We start from the raw sequence: 15,779 nt of genomic DNA on the forward strand, positions 1-15,779 counted from the left end.
GCGGAGGCGGCGCCACTTTGAGAGGGAGGCGGAGCATTGATCGAGGTCTCCGCCTGATGTCCGACACTCTCCGCCGCGCCGATGGCGCCCGCGTCCTCGCCGATCTGAACGCGCTGCGCGCCTACGGCACCTACAAGACCGGCGTGCACCGCCCGACCTTTTCCGAGGCGCACCGGCAGTCGCTGGACTGGCTCGCCGCGCGCCTGCCCGACGCGCAGCTTTCGGCTGAGATCGACGGCATCGGCAACGTGCTCGGGGTGAGCGCGAAGCCGGGACCGAAGCTGCTGGCGGGCTCGCATCTGGAGAGCCAGAATTATGCCGGCTGGCTCGATGGCCCGCTCGGCGTGATCTACGCGCTGGAAGCGGCGCGCGTGCTCAATCCCGATCCCTCCATCGCAGGTGCCGTCGAGGTCGCCTCCTGGTGTGACGAGGAGGGCCATTTCGGCGCCTTCCTCGGCAGCCGCTCCTATGTCGGCGATGTCAGCGAGGCCGACATCGACGCCGCCCGCGACCGCAGCAGCCCGCGCACGATGCGCGAGGCGCTCGCCGAAATGGGCCTCGCGGGGCGTCCTCGCCTGCAGGCCGAGCGCGGCCGCCACATCGGCTATCTCGAAGCTCATATCGAGCAGGGCGATACGCTGGAAAAAGGCGAGCTCAAGGTCGGCGTCGTCACCTCGATCGTCGGCATCTGGCAGTACCGCATCGTCTTCACCGGCGAGCAGAACCACGCCGGCACGACGCGAATGGCGGTGCGCAAGGACGCGGGCCTCGCGCTCGCCAAATTCTGCGTCGACATCGATACGCGGTTTCCCTCCGCCTGCGGCCCACGCACCGTATGGACCACCGGCCGCATCACGCTCGATCCGGGTGCGCCGAGCATCATCCCCGGCCAGGCCGAGATGCTGTTCCAGATCCGCGACGACAATGCCGCCGTGATCGACCGGCTCGAAGCATTGCTGCGCGAGATGGCCGCGCAGGTCTCCGCGGCCGGCCCGTGTCAGGTCGCCGTCGAGCGCATCCGCACCGGCGCGCCGGCGATGATGGACGGCGGCTTCCAGGATGCGATCGAGGCGGCGAGCGCCGCGCTGGCCGGCGGCAAGTCGCTGCGGATGCCGAGCGGCGCCGGCCATGACGCCCAGGTGCTGGCGACCATCATGCCCGCGGGAATGCTGTTCGTACCGTCGATCGGCGGCATCAGCCATCACTGGACCGAGAACACCTCCGACACGGATATCGTCACCGGCGCCGACGTGTTCGTCGAGACCTGCCGGCGCCTGCTGGCAGGCGCGTGACGAGCCTCAGTCCGGCTGGCTGAGCGAGGCCATCGGCGCGGCGTTCCGCGCCTTGCTTTTGCCCTGGCCTTCGCGCTGGCCCTGGATCATCTGCTTCAGGTACGCGACGTTCGCCGCGGCCTCGTCCGGCGGCAGGTCGGCGCGCGCGATCTGCTCGGCCTCGGCGAAGCGGCCTTGCAGGCCGACGACGAGCGCGAGATTCTGCCGCACCCGCGCATCCGCCCGCTGCGAGCCATAGGCCTGGCGCAGCGCCTGCTCGGCGTTCGGCAGGTCGCGCGTCAGCATGTAGGACAGGCCGAGATTGGACAGCACCGACGGCTCGCCGGGCACGATCTTCAGCGCGCTCTCATAGTAGCGCCGCGCCTCGTCGTGGCGGCCCATCTGGTCCAGTGCGGTGCCCTGCACCGACAGCAGCTTCCAATCGGGATTGTCGGGCGAGTGCGCGCGCGACAGCACGTCGAAGGCCAGCTTGAAGTTGCCGTTGTCGGCGAGCGCCCGGCCATAGGCCGCGAGCACGGTCTTGTTGCCGGGATTGGCGAGAGTCGCCTGCTCGAGCACAGCGACCGCCTGCTCGCGCTGGCCGTTGGTGCGCAGCGCCTGGCCGTAGGCAACGGCCATCGCCGCATCCTTCGGATTGGCGCGATAGCGCTCGCCATAGACCTCGACCGCGCGCTGCGGCGTCGCGGGCGGCGGCGGCTCGGCGCTTCTGCCCAGCGAGCCCGTGACGTCGGACACGGTCTGGCAACCGCCGAGGCCGGCGGCGAGAAGCGCGGCGAAGGCGACCGACGCGAGGATGCGGCTCATGGCAGGCTGCTGACGCATTGTCACTGGACTCGAGGGACGTGCGAAATGAACGCGCCAGCAATAAACTGTTAACGCTAACAGCCGGTTAATGACCGAATGCGGGCATGGATGGCTGCTCTGCGCCGGTTTGCGGGCGATGCGGCCGGCAAGATTGCAGCGATCCTCAAACTCTGCGAAGTCTGCGTGAGCAGCGCGTCCGTTCAGGAACCATTAGGCATGCCCTCGATCTTTGAAACCGCTCCGGCCTCCTCCGCCATTCCGATCACCTTCGTGACGAAGGCACGCTGGCCCGAGATCCGCGAGAGCCTGCCGGCCGAGGCCCGCACCTTCGCCGAGGCCAATGTCTACGCGGCCAAGCCCGGCAGCTGCCTGATTCTCCCCGGCGCGGACGGCCGTATCGCGCAGGTGCTGTTCGGCATCGAGGACGCCGACGCCAGGCACCGCGATCTGTTCCGCCCCGGCACCCTGCCCGGCCTGCTGCCCGCCGGCACCTACCGCTTCGCCAATGCGCCGCATGATAGCAGGCTCGCTGCGCTGGCCTTCGCGCTCGGCAGCTATCGCTTCGGCCGCTACCGCAAGTCGGAGCCGCCGGAGGTCCGCCTCGTGCCGCCCGAGGGCGTCGACGCCGCCGAGCTCGACCGTCTCGCCGCTGCCGCGACATTGGCGCGCGATCTCGTCAACACGCCGTCCAACGACATGGGGCCGGAGGAGCTCGAGGCCGCCGCCAAGCAGGTCGCCGAGCGTTTTGGCGCGCGCTTCAGCAGCATCGTCGGCGACGACCTGCTGCAGCACAACTACCCGCTCATCCACGCTGTCGGCCGTGCCTCGACGCGGGCGCCGCGGCTGATCGAGCTCAAATGGGGCGACGCATCGCATCCGAAGGTGACGCTGGTCGGCAAGGGCGTCTGCTTCGACACCGGCGGGCTCGATCTCAAGCCGTCCAGCAGCATGCTGCTGATGAAAAAGGACATGGGCGGCGCGGCCAACGTGCTGGCGCTGGCGCAGATGGTGATGGACGCCAAGCTCAAGCTGCGGCTGCGCGTGCTGATCCCCGCGGTCGAGAATTCTGTCGCCGGCAACGCGTTCCGGCCGATGGACGTGTTTCCATCGCGCAAGGGGATCACGGTCGAGATCGGCAACACCGACGCCGAGGGCCGGCTGATCCTGGCCGATGCGCTGTCGCTCGCCTGCGAGGACAAGCCGGATCTCTTGATCGACATGGGCACGCTGACCGGAGCTGCGCGCGTCGCGCTCGGTCCCGAGCTGCCGCCGTTCTACACCAATGACGAGGCGCTCGCCGCCGACGTCGCGCGCTGTGCTGCGACCGAAAACGATCCGCTGTGGCGGATGCCGCTGTGGGCGCCGTATGACAGCTGGCTCGACTCCAAGGTCGCGACCATCATCAACGCACCGTCCGGCGGCTTCGCCGGCTCGATCACCTGCGCGCTGTTCCTGCAGCGCTTCGTCGAGCCGACGACGACATGGCTGCACCTCGACATCTTCGCCTGGACGCCGTCGGCCAAGCCGGGCCGCCCCGAAGGCGGCGAGTGCCAGGCGGCGCGTGCGCTCTACAAGCTGCTGAGCGAGCGCTATGGCTGATCCGCGCATCACGCCGGCGCGCGGCGACATCGCGGCGAGGCATCTCGAGGGACAGGTCACCGCCGAGCGTTTCGTCGACGGCGAGCCGCGCGTGGTGATCGATCCGATCGCGCCGCTGCGCCTGCAGCCGCAGTCCGGCGCCGAGCTGGCGACCCAGGCGCTGAAGGGCGAGCGCGTCACGATCTATGATCGCAACGGCGAGGGCTGGGCCTGGGGCCAGCTCGAACGCGACTTCTATGTCGGCTGGCTGCCTGAGGCTGCTCTCGCTACACCCACTGCGGCGCCGACGCACAAGATCAGCGCGCTGCGCAGCTTCGCGTTTCCCGGGCCGTCGATCAAGCTGCCGCCGGTCGAGACGCTGCTGATGGGAGCGGCTGTGGCTGTTGTCCGCGACGAGGCGAGCTTCGTGGTCACGGCGGACGGCTGGTTCGTGCCGAAGCGGCACGTCGCTGGACTTGATCATGCCGAGCCGGACTACGTCGCCGTCGCCGAGCGCTTCGTCGGCACGCCCTATCTCTGGGGCGGCAAGAGCAGCCTCGGCATCGACTGCTCCGGGCTGGTGCAGGTGTCGTTGAATGCTGCCGGCGTGGCATGCCCGCGCGACAGCGACATGCAGCTGGCGTCGCTCGGACGGGCGCTTGATGAGGCTGAGCCGCCGCGCCGCGGCGACCTGATCTTCTGGAAGGGCCACGTCGCGATTGTGCGCGACGCCGATACGATCGTGCACGCCAACGCGTTCCACATGGCCACGCAGTTCGAGCCGATCGCGGAAGCCATCGTGCGCATCAAGGCGAGCGGAAGCGATGTGCTCGCGATCAAGCGGCTGGATTGACTCGCCTCATCGCGCTGACGCGTCTCTCGATGAGATTGAGAGGCGCAAGCTCCCTCCTCCGTCATTGCGAGCGTAGCGAAGCAATCCAGAGTCCCGCCCACCATCCTGGATTGCTTCGCTACGCTCGCAATGACGCGGAGAAAGAGCAGCGCAAGAGTCCGATATACCTATCAAACAGCATGGCGGCGAGCGTCCGTACTCTCGCGACCTCATTGGCCCGAGCTCTGCGATAGTCATCCGCCCTCGAACGATGAGAGGACGCAGGGAAGGCCGGGTGCCGAGCGCACCCGTGGTTGCGTGCAAGAAAGCACGCGGTAGTCACCACAGGTACGGGCCGAACATCCGGCCTTCCCTGCGCGATGGGCTGCGTCTTATACGTGCTCTCCCCAGGGACCGGCTGTCTTGCCCCTGTCGGCCGCGGGCCTCATCAGCGCTCGCGACCTTGACGCCAGCATCGGGGCGCCAGGACCACACGACTTCGTCGCCCGCCTAATGCCGTTCGTCCGTGCGCACCTGCACACGCAGCATCACAGCGGCCATCGCATCCCGCACCGACGTCCGTGACGACGCGTACGCCCCTCTCGCGGGCAGGACGGGCGCAGTATGCACAAATTCCGAAAATAAGAAACAGGAATATTTTCCGCGGAGGGGCTGGACAAGTCTTCGAGGACGACGCCCGTCGGGCAAATCACCCCGTTGGATGCTTGAAAATTGGCATGTTGTGTCCTCATTGGAGCGAGCTATTCTGGGCGCGCGGAGTTCGTGAATGACAAAACAGAGGACACAATCGCTCGACATTGATGCGCAGCGTCGTGTTCTTGCCGAATTGTTCGCTCTCGCTGAACGCCACTGGGAATTTGTCTCGATCCTGGAACAGGCGGGCTGGGACGTCGTGAAGCCGCGGCTCGATTTCGAGGCTTCGTTCGCCGAGAGCGACGAGGAGCAATCCGAATTTAGGCGCTACGTCGTCGAACACGCGAAAATAAGCCTGGGAAATCCCAACATTCGCTTCCGCCTCCCCGAAGGCGAGCCGTGTTCGACCGCATACATGGACGATCTGCGTCGTCGTCACGAGGAGCAGTTCGGGACTCACCGGGCTTCCGGCGGGCCGTTATGGATGAAGCAACTCGATCGCTGCCTCCGCCGGATGGAACGGCTTCGGTATGAGGATCGGGCTGTTTACGATCGCCGCTTCGCGTGCGTGGAGGCGGAAGAGAAGCAACGGCGCGTTCGCGAAACCGCTCGACATGCGTCCGGATTGGCAAAGCAGTTCGGCGGGGAACTCGATCAACCTGCACGGTTCTACCAAGCCGTGATGGAGCGTGAGTCGAAGCCGTTGGGCTTCAGCGCCGACGCCGAGAGATCGGCGAGAGACCGCCCCGTGTTGTCGAAGGAGTTGATCGACGGGTGGGACCTCTGCCTGTCACCGGAGCCGCTGGCCTGGTTTCCGGGACGACAGGATGGGAAGGCGGAAACCATTCTCAGCCTCCAGGCCCGACGTCATCGCAGGCCGGCGGCCCATGCCAAGTGGGATCAGTCGCTCATCATCGAGTTCACGAAGTTGATTCGTCACTTCGATCTGCTTTACCGAAGCTTCGCATCGCTCGATGAGCTCGAGGTGATTCTCATGGCTCGAATGCACCTCTTGTCTTTGGTGATTGAGGACATCGAGGCGGGCTTGCGGGTTGGCCTGAGCAAGGTGTTGTAAGAGCTCAGAGTCGGCTGTCACCGCGCGAGTCAGAGTGAATTTCTCATGCGGACAGGGCTTGCTGCGGAATTGATCTAAGAAGATCTCGCCCAGGCCGAATCGAAGGCGGACGATCCAGTACACCGGGACGCCTCGGTGAATCTCTTCCGCCGCGGATTACTGGATGCCCCGCTTTCGCGGAGCATGACAGCGCGGGAGACGGCGCCGCCTCAGTGCGGTCATGCCGTCTCTGGAAAGGAGCCGCCTAACTTGGCGAGCCGTCCGCTGGTCAGATCCACCCTGTAAATGGCGCCACGCTCCAGGCGCTCACCCATTCCGATCTCGGCCGCCTCCTCGATGTCAGGGCTTCCGCACAACGCGCAGATTGTCACGTCGCTGCTGAACGCTGGAAAGGTCTGCAGACAGGAGCGGCATCTGTGAAAGAACGACAAGATGAACCCTCTCGGTTGGGCTGCCGGGCGACATCGACGGGATCAGGACGTGTTCGTGTCATCAGCAAATCGCTCGACGAGGTCGGACCAGAACGGAATGCGCTTGATCTTTGCAGGCCAGGGCCTGCTGCTCCAGCCCAAAAACTCCCGCTCGAAATAGTCGTTCAGATTGGCGCCGTAGTAAATCGCGTCGACACCATAGATTGAAAAGACCGGATTGCCCGCCTCGTGTGGCTGCTCAGGCAGATAGCGATGAGCAATGAGCGGGATGAGTTTGGGGGCCCGGGACACGATGTCCCGGAGCGCCTCTTCCCGGGCGCGTGCAGTCGAGGGCAGCCTTCCCCACTCCGACCACCACAACTGCCCGGTTTCGACAGCGTGGCGAAGGCTCTCGAACGGCCACTCGAGCGCGCGCCTGATCGCGCGCTCGTCGGTCCAGTCATGGCCATCAACCGGACGTCTCCGCGTCAGGAGCGCGATCAGATCGGGGGGAAAGACCAGCCCGAATCGGCGTTGCGCCCTGTCGAGCTCAGATTGCGTATAGCCCTTGGTCCAATGAACCGTGTCCCTGCCGGACATCCTTGTGCTTCCATTTGTTTCGGCACGATCCGCCCGCTTTGGCGCCTGGAGCGTGTTACGTTCTCACCAAATCGCATCATCGCCGCCTCGCGCTCGAGTCTGAGGCCGTAGCGGGCAACTTCGAGGTCAGCCCCGCTGTCACCCTCCCCTGGAGGGGGAGGGTCGATCGCGCGCGAAGCGGGCGAGCGGGGTGGGGTGAAACCGCGGACACCGGTGCAAGTGGAGAGATCACCCCACCCCGGCTCACACGCGCTTCGCGCCTGTGAGCCGACCCTCCCCCTCCAGCGGAGGGTGAGACCGCGACCGCCGTGCCTTCCCTCGCCGTCATCGGCAAGTTGGGCAAAAGAGCATGATGCATTTCCGCGTCATCGCCTCATGCTCTAACTTTGATAGATCATCAGAGCCCTCTCAGCGATCAGACGATCGACTTCAGGACGCCCCGTGAGTGACATTCTGTCCGTGACGACACCAGTGAGATAGCTCGCGATCGACGCAACATCGGCACCGTCTTGAAGCATGGCGAAGACCTGGAGAGCGTAACGATCATATTCGTCTTCGGGCGCCCCCCGACCGGAGACGCCGATCGGGTCCCATTCGGACCGCAAAAGAGTTCTGATGAGATCCAGCTTGGACGACATTGTCTCGCGGTGGTCCGGGTGCGGATGTCTGTGATCTTTTACGGCGCCGCCGCCCCGTTCCCCGCCGTCTCGTTCCGGAACGCCGCCGCGAACAGCGCGCGCGTGTAGTCGGTCTGCGGCGCCTTGAACAGCTGCGCGGCCGGCCCTTCCTCGACCACCTTGCCGTGACGCATCACGATCAGATGGCTGGCGAGCGCCGCCACGACGCGCAAATCGTGCGAGATGAACATGTAGGTCAGCTCGCGCTTGCGCTGCAGCTCGCGCAGCAGCTCGACCATCTGGGCCTGGAACAGCATGTCGAGCGCGGAGGTCGGCTCGTCGAGCACGACGAAGCTCGGCTCCAGCACGACGGCGCGGGCGACCGAGATGCGCTGGCGCTGACCTCCGGAGAACTCGTGCGGGTAGCGGAAGCGGGTCGCGGGATCGAGGCCGACGTCTTTCAGAGCCTTCACGACCTTGGCCTCGCGCCCGTCCTCGGACAAATCCGGCTGATGCACGGTCAGGCCTTCGGCGATGATGTCGCCGACCGACATGCGCGGGCTGAGCGCGCCGAACGGGTCCTGGAAGACGATCTGCATGTCCCGGCGGAACGGGCGGACGTCCTTGAACGACAGCCCCTGGATCTCCTTGCCGAGAAACACGATCGGGCCGTCGGAGGAGATCAGCCGCAACAGCGCCAGGCCCAAGGTCGTCTTGCCCGAGCCGGACTCGCCGACGACGCCGAGCGTCTCGCCCTTGCGCACGGCGACGCTGACGCCGTCGACCGCCTTGATGTGACCGACGGTGGAGCGGAACAGGCCGCGCTTGATCGGAAACCAGACCTTGAGGTCCTTCGCCTGCATCACCACCGGCTGATCGGGCCGCGGCGGCGCCGGGTCGGGCTTCGGCTCGGCGGCGAGCAGCGCCTTGGTGTAGGGATGCTGTGGCGCGGTGAAGACCTGCTCGACCGGTCCCTGCTCGACGATCTTGCCGCCATTCATGACGCAGACGCGATCGGCGATGCGGCGGACGATGCCGAGATCATGGGTGATGAACAGCAGGCTCATGCCGAGCCGCGCGCGGATGTCGGCGAGCAGCGCCAGGATCTGCGCCTGCACGGTGACGTCGAGTGCCGTGGTCGGCTCATCGGCGATCAGCAGGTCCGGCTCGTTGGCGAGCGCCATCGCGATCATCACGCGCTGGCGCTGGCCACCGGAGAGCTGATGCGGATAGCTGCCGAGCCGCGTCTCCGGCTCGGGGATGCCGACCTGCGTCAGCAGCTCCAGCACGCGCTTGCGCGCCGCACTGTTCGAGATCGGCTGATGCAGTTGCAGGATCTCGCTGATCTGCCGCTCGATCGTGTGCAGCGGATTGAGCGACGTCATCGGCTCCTGGAAGATGATCGAGATGTCGCTGCCACGGATCTCGCGCATGTCGCCTTCGGACAGCGGCAGCAGATCGCGGCCCTTGAAGCGGATGCTGCCCGAGGGATGCGAGGCCACCGGGTAGGGCAACAGCTTCAGCACCGAGAGCGCGCTGACCGACTTGCCCGAGCCGGACTCGCCGACCAGCGCGACGCATTCGCCGCGCTTGATGTCGAAGGAGACGTGGTCGACAGCGGTCGACGCGCGGCCGCCCTGGTGGAACGCCACCGAGAGATCGCTGACCGACAAAAGCGGCTGGGTCATCGCATCCATGTCATCGTGTCCATGTCATCGCATCCCTGGCGCTCACCTGAACGTCTTGCGCGGATCGAAGGCGTCGCGCACGGCCTCGCCGATGAAGATCAGGAGCGACAGCATGATCGCGACCGAGAAGAAGCCGGTGAGGCCGAGCCACGGCGCCTGCACGTTGGCCTTGGCCTGCGACAGCATCTCGCCCAGCGACGGCGATCCCGGCGGCAGGCCGAAGCCGAGGAAGTCGAGCGCGGTGAGCGTCATTACCGAGCTGGAGACGATGAACGGCAGGAACGTCATGGTCGCGACCATCGCGTTCGGCAGCAGATGCCGCCACATGATGACGACGTTGGAGACGCCGAGCGCACGGGCGGCCTGGATATATTCGAAATTGCGGCCGCGCAGGAATTCGGCGCGGACGAGGCCGACCAGTGACACCCACGAGAACAGCAGCATGATGCCGAGCAAAGTGAAGAAGCCGGGCACCAGCACCGCGGACAGGATCAAGAGCAGATAGAGATAGGGGATCGCGTTCCAGATCTCGATGAAGCGCTGGAACAAGAGATCGACCCAGCCGCCGAAATAGCCCTGCACGCCGCCGGCGGCGATGCCGATGATCGACGAGAAGAACGTCAGCAACAGGCCGAACAGCACGGAGATGCGGAAGCCGTAGATCAGACGCGCGACGACGTCGCGCCCCTGATCATCGGTGCCGAGCCAATTGTATTCGAGATCCCGGCAGCTCTTCAGCCCCTTCTTCTCGACCACCGCCTTGCACTGCGATTCCTTCAGCATCCAGGTCGGCGGCGACGGCGCCGGCGTCGGCAGGTCGAGATTGTGGGTGGCGTAGGAGTAGCGGATCAGCGGCCAGATCACGGTGCCGCCCTTGTCGGCGATCAGCTTCTGCAAATACGGATCGCGATAGTCGGCGGCGGTCTCGAAGTCGCCACCGAACGCGGTCTCCGGATAGGAGACGAAGGCGGGAAAATACAGGTGGCCGTCGAACTTGATCAGGAACGGCCGGTCGTTGGCGATCAGCTCGGCGAACATCGAGACGATGAACAGAAACAGGAAAATCCACAGCGACCAGTAGCCGCGGCGGTTGGCCTTGAAATTCTGCCAGCGGCGCTGGTTGAGCGGCGACGGCTTGAAGCGGTGCCGCGTCGGCGGCACGGCCTCGCCGAGCGGCGCCTGGGTCGTGGTTTCGATCGGTGCGGTCTTCAGCATCGTCAGACCTCCCGCGCGTCGAAGTCGATCCGCGGATCGATCCACATGTAGGTCAGATCCGAGATCAGGTTGATGGCGAGGCCGAGCAGCGAGAAGATGAAGAGATTGCCGAACACGACCGGATAGTCGCGGTTGAGGATGCTCTCGAACGACAACAGGCCAAGGCCGTCGAGCGAGAAGATGGTCTCGATCAGCAGCGAGCCGGAGAAGAAGGCGTGGATGAAGGTGCCGGGGAAACCGGCGATCACGATCAGCATGGCATTGCGGAAGACGTGGCCGTACAGCACCTGGGTCTCGCTGCAGCCCTTGGCGCGCGCGGTCATGACATATTGCTTGCGGATCTCGTCGAGGAACGAGTTCTTGGTGAGCAAGGTCATGGTCGCGAAGGCGCCGAGCGCCATCGACACCAGCGGCAAGGTCAGGTGCCAGAAATAGTCGATGATCTTCCAGTACCAGGGGAAGTTGGCCCAGCCGTCCGAGGTCAGGCCGCGCAGCGGGAAGATGTTGAGGAACGAGCCGCCGGCGAACAGGATGATCAGCAGGATCGCGAACAGGAAGCCGGGAATGGCATAGCCGATGATGATGACCGCTGACGTCCAGACGTCGAAGCGCGAGCCGTCTGCGACAGCCTTGCGGATGCCCAAGGGGATCGAGATCAGATAGGTCAGCAGGGTCATCCAGATGCCGAGCGACATCGAGACCGGCAGCTTCTCCTTGATCAGCTGCAGCACGGTGGTGTCGCGGAAGTAGCTCTTGCCGAAATCGAAGCGGGCGAAGTTCCAGACCATCAGCGCGAAGCGCTCCGGCGCCGGCTTGTCGAAGCCGAACTGCTTTTCGAGCTGCTTGATGAAGGCGGGATCGAGGCCCTGCGCGCCGCGATATTTGGAGTTGGTATCACCGGAGCCGACCTGGCCCGGCGGCCTTGCGCCGAAATCCGAGCCGCTGCCGCCTGAAATGCGCGAGGTGCCGCCGGTGTCGGCGCCGGTCAGTTGCGCAATGACGCGTTCGACCGGGCCGCCCGGCGCGAACTGCACCACGACGAAGGAGATGAAGAGGATCCCGAGCAGGGTCGGGAGCATCAGAAACATGCGGCGAGCGATATAGGCAGCCATGAACTACTTCGCCTGCTCCAGCTTTGCGGCCTTGGCGGCATCGTACCACCAGATGTCAGGGGCGCCGACGCCGGAGCCGTATTTCGGCGGCTTCGGCGGGTGGCTGAACTGATCCCAATAGGCGATCGGATGGGTCTGCCGATACCATTGCGGGATCCAATAGTGCCCGGCGCGGAACACGCGATCCAGCGCGCGGCAGGCGAAGGTCAGATCGCTCCGGGTTTCCGCGGCGATCACCTTGGCCACCAGCGCATCGACAGCGGGATTGCTGATCCCGGCGAGATTGTAGGAGCCCTTGGTCTTGGCTGTGTCCGAGGTGAAATAGGAGCGCAGACCGTCGCCGGGGGTCGGCGACATCGACAGCCGCTGCACCGTGATGTCGAAATCGAAATCCTCGACCCGGGCGCGGTACTGCACGGCGTCGACGATGCGCAGATCGGCATCGATGCCGAGGGTCTGCAGGTTTTTGATCAAGGTGCCGTGGTGCGGCTTGAACGAGACCTCGTCGATCAGGAACTCGATCGAGAACACTTCGCCGGACGGCAGCATCCGCTTGCCGTCCTTCACCGGCAGGCCGGCCTGCTGCAACAGTTGCGTGGCCTTGCGCAGCAGCGCGCGATCCTGGCCCGACCCATCCGAGGCCGGCGGCACGAACGGCTCGCCGAACACCTCGTCAGGAATCTGGCCGCGGAACGGCTCCAGCAACTTCAGCTCCTCCGGCGACGGCGGCCCGACCGCGACCATGTCGGAGTTCTGGAACGGCGACACCGTGCGCGCATAGGCGCCGTACATGATGGTCTTGTTGGTCCACTCGAAGTCGAAAGCATAGGTCAGTGCTTGGCGGACGCGCGGATCGGAGAACTTGTTGCGGCGGGTGTTGATGAACCAGCCCTGCCCGCCCGACGGCGTCTCGTCCGGCAGCAGCTCGCGCTTGACGCGGCCGTCCTTGATGGCGGGGAAATCGTAGCGCGTGGCCCAGATGCGCGAGGTGAACTCCTCGCGGAACAGATAGCTCTTCGCGGTAAAGCCCTCGAAGGCGACGTCGCGGTCGCGATAGAACTCGTAGCGCACGGTGTCGAAATTGTAGAAGCCGCGGCTGACCGGCAGGTCGGCCGCCCACCAGTCCTTGACCCGCTCGAACTCGACGTAGCGGTTCACCTCGTATTTGCCGACCTTGTACGGCCCGGAGCCGAGCGGCACCTCGAGCGTGGATTCGTCGAACGGCCGGCTGGCGTAATAGGTCTTCGAGAAGATCGGCAGGGTCATGACATAGAGCGGCACGTCGCGCGCGCGCTTCTCTGCGAAGCTCAAGACCACCGTGGCATCGTCGAGGGCCTCGGCCTTCACGAAGTCGCGCAGCTGCACGACGATCAGCGGATGGCCTTTCTCCTTCAGCGTATTCAGCGTCCAGGCGACGTCCTGCGCGGTGATCTTGCTGCCATCGTGGAAGCGCGCTTCGGGCCGCAGAGTGAAGCGGTAGGACGATTTGTCGGCCGAGATCGCGACCGACTTGGCGACCAGCCCGTACACCGCATCCGGCTCGTCGCCCGACGGCACCATCAACGACGCGAACGTCATGCTCATGCCCTGAGCGCCCTCGCCCTTGAGGATGTAGGCATTGAACGAGTTGAAGGTATAGTAGGACTGGTTGTAGGCGCGCACCGAGGGGATCAGCGAGAACATCCCGCCCTTCGGCGCGTCGACATTGACGTAGTCGAAGTGGCGGAAGTCGGCCGGATATTTCAGGTCGCCGAACGCCGAGGCGCCGTGCGACTCCGGGCCGTACTCCGCGGCGACAGCCGGCCTGACGAGCGGAGCCGTGAGCGCGCCGAGCCCGAGGCCGAGCACGCCACGGCGCGACAGATGCAACAGCGTGCTCAAGAGCGCTTCACCTTGGCAGCCTTGTCGGCGTCGTACCACCACAGCGACGGCCAGCCGGTGCTGGCATATTTCGGGAACGGCTCGAAATGGCTGAAGCGGTCCCAGCGGGCGCTGCGCAGGAACGGATAGGTGAACTGCGGTACGACGTAGAAATTCCACAGCAGAACGCGGTCCAGCGCGTGCGTGGCCGCCTCGAGGCTCTTACGATCCTTGGCGAAGATGATCTTCTCGATCAGCGCATCGATCGCCGGGTTCTTGATGCCGACGGTGTTCTTCGAGCCCGGCTCATCGGCCGCCTTGGAGCCCCAGAAGTCGCGCTGCTCGTTGCCGGGCGACAGCGACTGGCCCCAGACGTCGGTGATCATGTCGTAGTCGAAGGTGCGCACCCGCTGCTCGTACTGGACGTTGTCGACCTGGCGCACCGTCACGGTGACGCCGAGCCGCTCCAGCGAGGGCTTGTAGAACAGCACGATACGCTCGGAGGATGGGTCCTGCACCAGCAGCTCGACCGCCACCTGCTTGCCGGCGGGATCGACCAGCTTGCGGTCCTTGATGTCGTAGCCGGCCTCCTTGAGGAGCTTTGTCGCCTCGCGCAGATTGGCGCGGACATTCTCAGGATTGCCGCCGACCGGATTCTGATACGGCGTGGTGAACACCTCCGGCGGCACCTTGTCGCGCAGCGCCTCGAGCAGTTCGAGCTCCTGCCCCTGCGGCAGGCCCGAGCAGGCGAGATCGGTGCCTTCGAAATAGCTGTTGATCCGCTTGTACTGGCCGAAGAACAGCTGCTTGTTCATCTCCTCGAAGTCGAACGCGTAGTTGAAGGCGCGGCGCAGCCGGGCGTCCTGGAATTGCGGACGGCGCAGGTTGAAGATGAAGCCCTGCATGCGGCCGGAATCGCGGACCGGGAATTCCTCCTTGACCGCGCGCTTCTCAGTGATCGCCGGGAATTCGTAGGCCGTGGCCCACTGCTTGGCCGAGTTCTCGGTGATCCAATCGGCCTGGTCGGCCTTGAAGGCCTCGAGCGCGACCTGGTTGTCGCGGAAATATTCGTATTGCAGCTCGTCGAAATTGTGCTGGCCGATCCGGACCGGCAGGTTGGCGCCCCAATAATCCTTGACGCGCTCGACCTTGATCGAACGGCCCGGCACGAAGTCCTTGATGCGGTAGGGGCTCGACCCGAGCGGCGGCTCCAGCGTGGTCGCAGTGACGTCGCGCTTGCGGCCCTGCGAATCCGTGCCCTCCCAATAATGCTTGGGCAGCACGACCAATTCGCCGACGATGTGCGGCAGCTCGCGATTGCCGGGGCCGTCGAAGGTGAACTTGACCTCGAGATCGCCGGTCTTCTCGGTCTTGACGACGTGACGATAGTAGGACGAGTAGAACGGGCTGTTCTTCTTCAGCACGTCCAGCGAGAAGATGACGTCCTCGGGCGTCACCGGCTTGCCGTCGTGCCAGCGTGCCTCCTTGCGCAGGCGATAGATCACCCAGGAATAGTCGTCAGGATAGGAGGCGGCCTCGGCGAGCAGACCGTACTCGGTCGAGATCTCGTCCTGCGACCGCGTCATCAGGGTCTCGTAGGGGAGCATCGCGGCCGCGGCGATGTTGCCCTTCACATACATCACGACGATGTTGAAATTGTCGAAGGTGCCGAGCGAGATCATCCGCGCGGTGCCGCCCTTCGGCGCGTCGGGATTGACGTAGTCGAAGCGCTTGAAGTCGGCCGGGTACTTCACCTCGCCGAACAGCGACAGGCCGTGGCGCCAGACCATCTGCTCGCCCGCCTGCGCCTTCGCGGCGTCGAGCGGGGCGAGGCTGGCGGCGGCGCCGAGCGCCGGGGTCATCGCAGCGAAGGCGCTGCTCTGCAGGAGCTGTCGTCGGGTAATCGTCAAATGAGACTTCCTCTGAGTAAGACCGCCTGGAAACAGCTCGGCGGCGTCGCCCGCGGCTGCTCCCGATCCAACGTCTGATCGTAACCCAATCCGGACGGGACAGGTTGCGCCGGCCGAAGCGGGGCGCTCCGG

Annotated in this window: 12 protein-coding genes; 4 read left to right on the plus strand and 8 right to left on the minus strand. The window is 65.3% G+C overall.

The genetic code is table 11. The features are described from left to right. Nucleotides 1-56 precede the first annotated feature (56 nt). Nucleotides 57-1,292 (plus strand): Zn-dependent hydrolase, encoded by a 1,236-nt coding sequence (locus ACQR1L_RS02520; RefSeq protein WP_434856327.1) that lies wholly within the window; start codon nucleotides 57-59, stop codon nucleotides 1,290-1,292. Between the two features lie 6 nt (nucleotides 1,293-1,298). Here ACQR1L_RS02520 and ACQR1L_RS02525 read toward each other — a convergent pair whose 3' ends face one another. Next, complete coding sequence (locus tag ACQR1L_RS02525) at nucleotides 1,299-2,114, minus strand: tetratricopeptide repeat protein (RefSeq protein WP_434856328.1); 816 nt, start codon at nucleotides 2,112-2,114, stop codon at nucleotides 1,299-1,301. A gap of 198 nt (nucleotides 2,115-2,312) precedes the next feature. On the opposite strand from ACQR1L_RS02525, the gene ACQR1L_RS02530 reads away from it, so the two are divergent. The 3 genes from ACQR1L_RS02530 to ACQR1L_RS02540 all read left to right on the plus strand — a co-directional run bounded on the left by ACQR1L_RS02530 (nucleotide 2,313) and on the right by ACQR1L_RS02540 (nucleotide 6,235). Further along, nucleotides 2,313-3,695, plus strand: coding sequence for a leucyl aminopeptidase family protein (locus tag ACQR1L_RS02530; protein WP_434856329.1), 1,383 nt, complete (start codon nucleotides 2,313-2,315; stop codon nucleotides 3,693-3,695). Next, a complete protein-coding gene (locus tag ACQR1L_RS02535) occupies nucleotides 3,688-4,527 on the plus strand; it encodes an NlpC/P60 family protein (RefSeq protein ID WP_434856330.1) in 840 nt (279 codons plus the stop codon). The genes ACQR1L_RS02530 and ACQR1L_RS02535 overlap by 8 nt, the downstream gene beginning before the upstream one ends. Nucleotides 4,528-5,293: 766 nt before the next feature. Next, nucleotides 5,294-6,235: a hypothetical protein gene (locus ACQR1L_RS02540; protein ID WP_434856331.1), complete on the plus strand. Its 942-nt coding sequence runs from the start codon at nucleotides 5,294-5,296 to the stop codon at nucleotides 6,233-6,235. 473 nt (nucleotides 6,236-6,708) lie between these two features. Here ACQR1L_RS02540 and ACQR1L_RS02545 read toward each other — a convergent pair whose 3' ends face one another. The 7 genes from ACQR1L_RS02545 to ACQR1L_RS02575 form a co-directional block, all read right to left on the minus strand. Then, nucleotides 6,709-7,245, minus strand: a complete 537-nt coding sequence (locus ACQR1L_RS02545) for a hypothetical protein (RefSeq protein ID WP_434856332.1) — start codon at nucleotides 7,243-7,245, stop codon at nucleotides 6,709-6,711. Between the two features lie 380 nt (nucleotides 7,246-7,625). Further along, nucleotides 7,626-7,883: a hypothetical protein gene (locus tag ACQR1L_RS02550; protein ID WP_434856333.1), complete on the minus strand. Its 258-nt coding sequence runs from the start codon at nucleotides 7,881-7,883 to the stop codon at nucleotides 7,626-7,628. Between the two features lie 38 nt (nucleotides 7,884-7,921). Beyond that, nucleotides 7,922-9,559 (minus strand): ABC transporter ATP-binding protein, encoded by a 1,638-nt coding sequence (locus ACQR1L_RS02555; protein WP_434856334.1) that lies wholly within the window; start codon nucleotides 9,557-9,559, stop codon nucleotides 7,922-7,924. A 33-nt stretch (nucleotides 9,560-9,592) separates the two neighbouring features. Continuing rightward, complete coding sequence (locus ACQR1L_RS02560; RefSeq protein ID WP_434856335.1) at nucleotides 9,593-10,765, minus strand: ABC transporter permease; 1,173 nt, start codon at nucleotides 10,763-10,765, stop codon at nucleotides 9,593-9,595. 2 nt (nucleotides 10,766-10,767) lie between these two features. Then, complete coding sequence (locus ACQR1L_RS02565) at nucleotides 10,768-11,877, minus strand: microcin C ABC transporter permease YejB (RefSeq protein WP_434856336.1); 1,110 nt, start codon at nucleotides 11,875-11,877, stop codon at nucleotides 10,768-10,770. Between the two features lie 3 nt (nucleotides 11,878-11,880). Next, nucleotides 11,881-13,749 carry an extracellular solute-binding protein gene (locus ACQR1L_RS02570; RefSeq protein WP_434856565.1) on the minus strand — a complete coding sequence of 623 codons (1,869 nt, stop codon included), beginning with the start codon at nucleotides 13,747-13,749 and terminating at the stop codon, nucleotides 11,881-11,883. A 5-nt stretch (nucleotides 13,750-13,754) separates the two neighbouring features. Continuing rightward, a complete protein-coding gene (locus tag ACQR1L_RS02575; protein WP_434856566.1) occupies nucleotides 13,755-15,599 on the minus strand; it encodes an extracellular solute-binding protein in 1,845 nt (614 codons plus the stop codon). Nucleotides 15,600-15,779 lie beyond the last annotated feature (180 nt).

This window comes from Bradyrhizobium sp. HKCCYLR20261 (assembly GCF_051168435.1).
GTDB lineage: Bacteria > Pseudomonadota > Alphaproteobacteria > Rhizobiales > Xanthobacteraceae > Bradyrhizobium.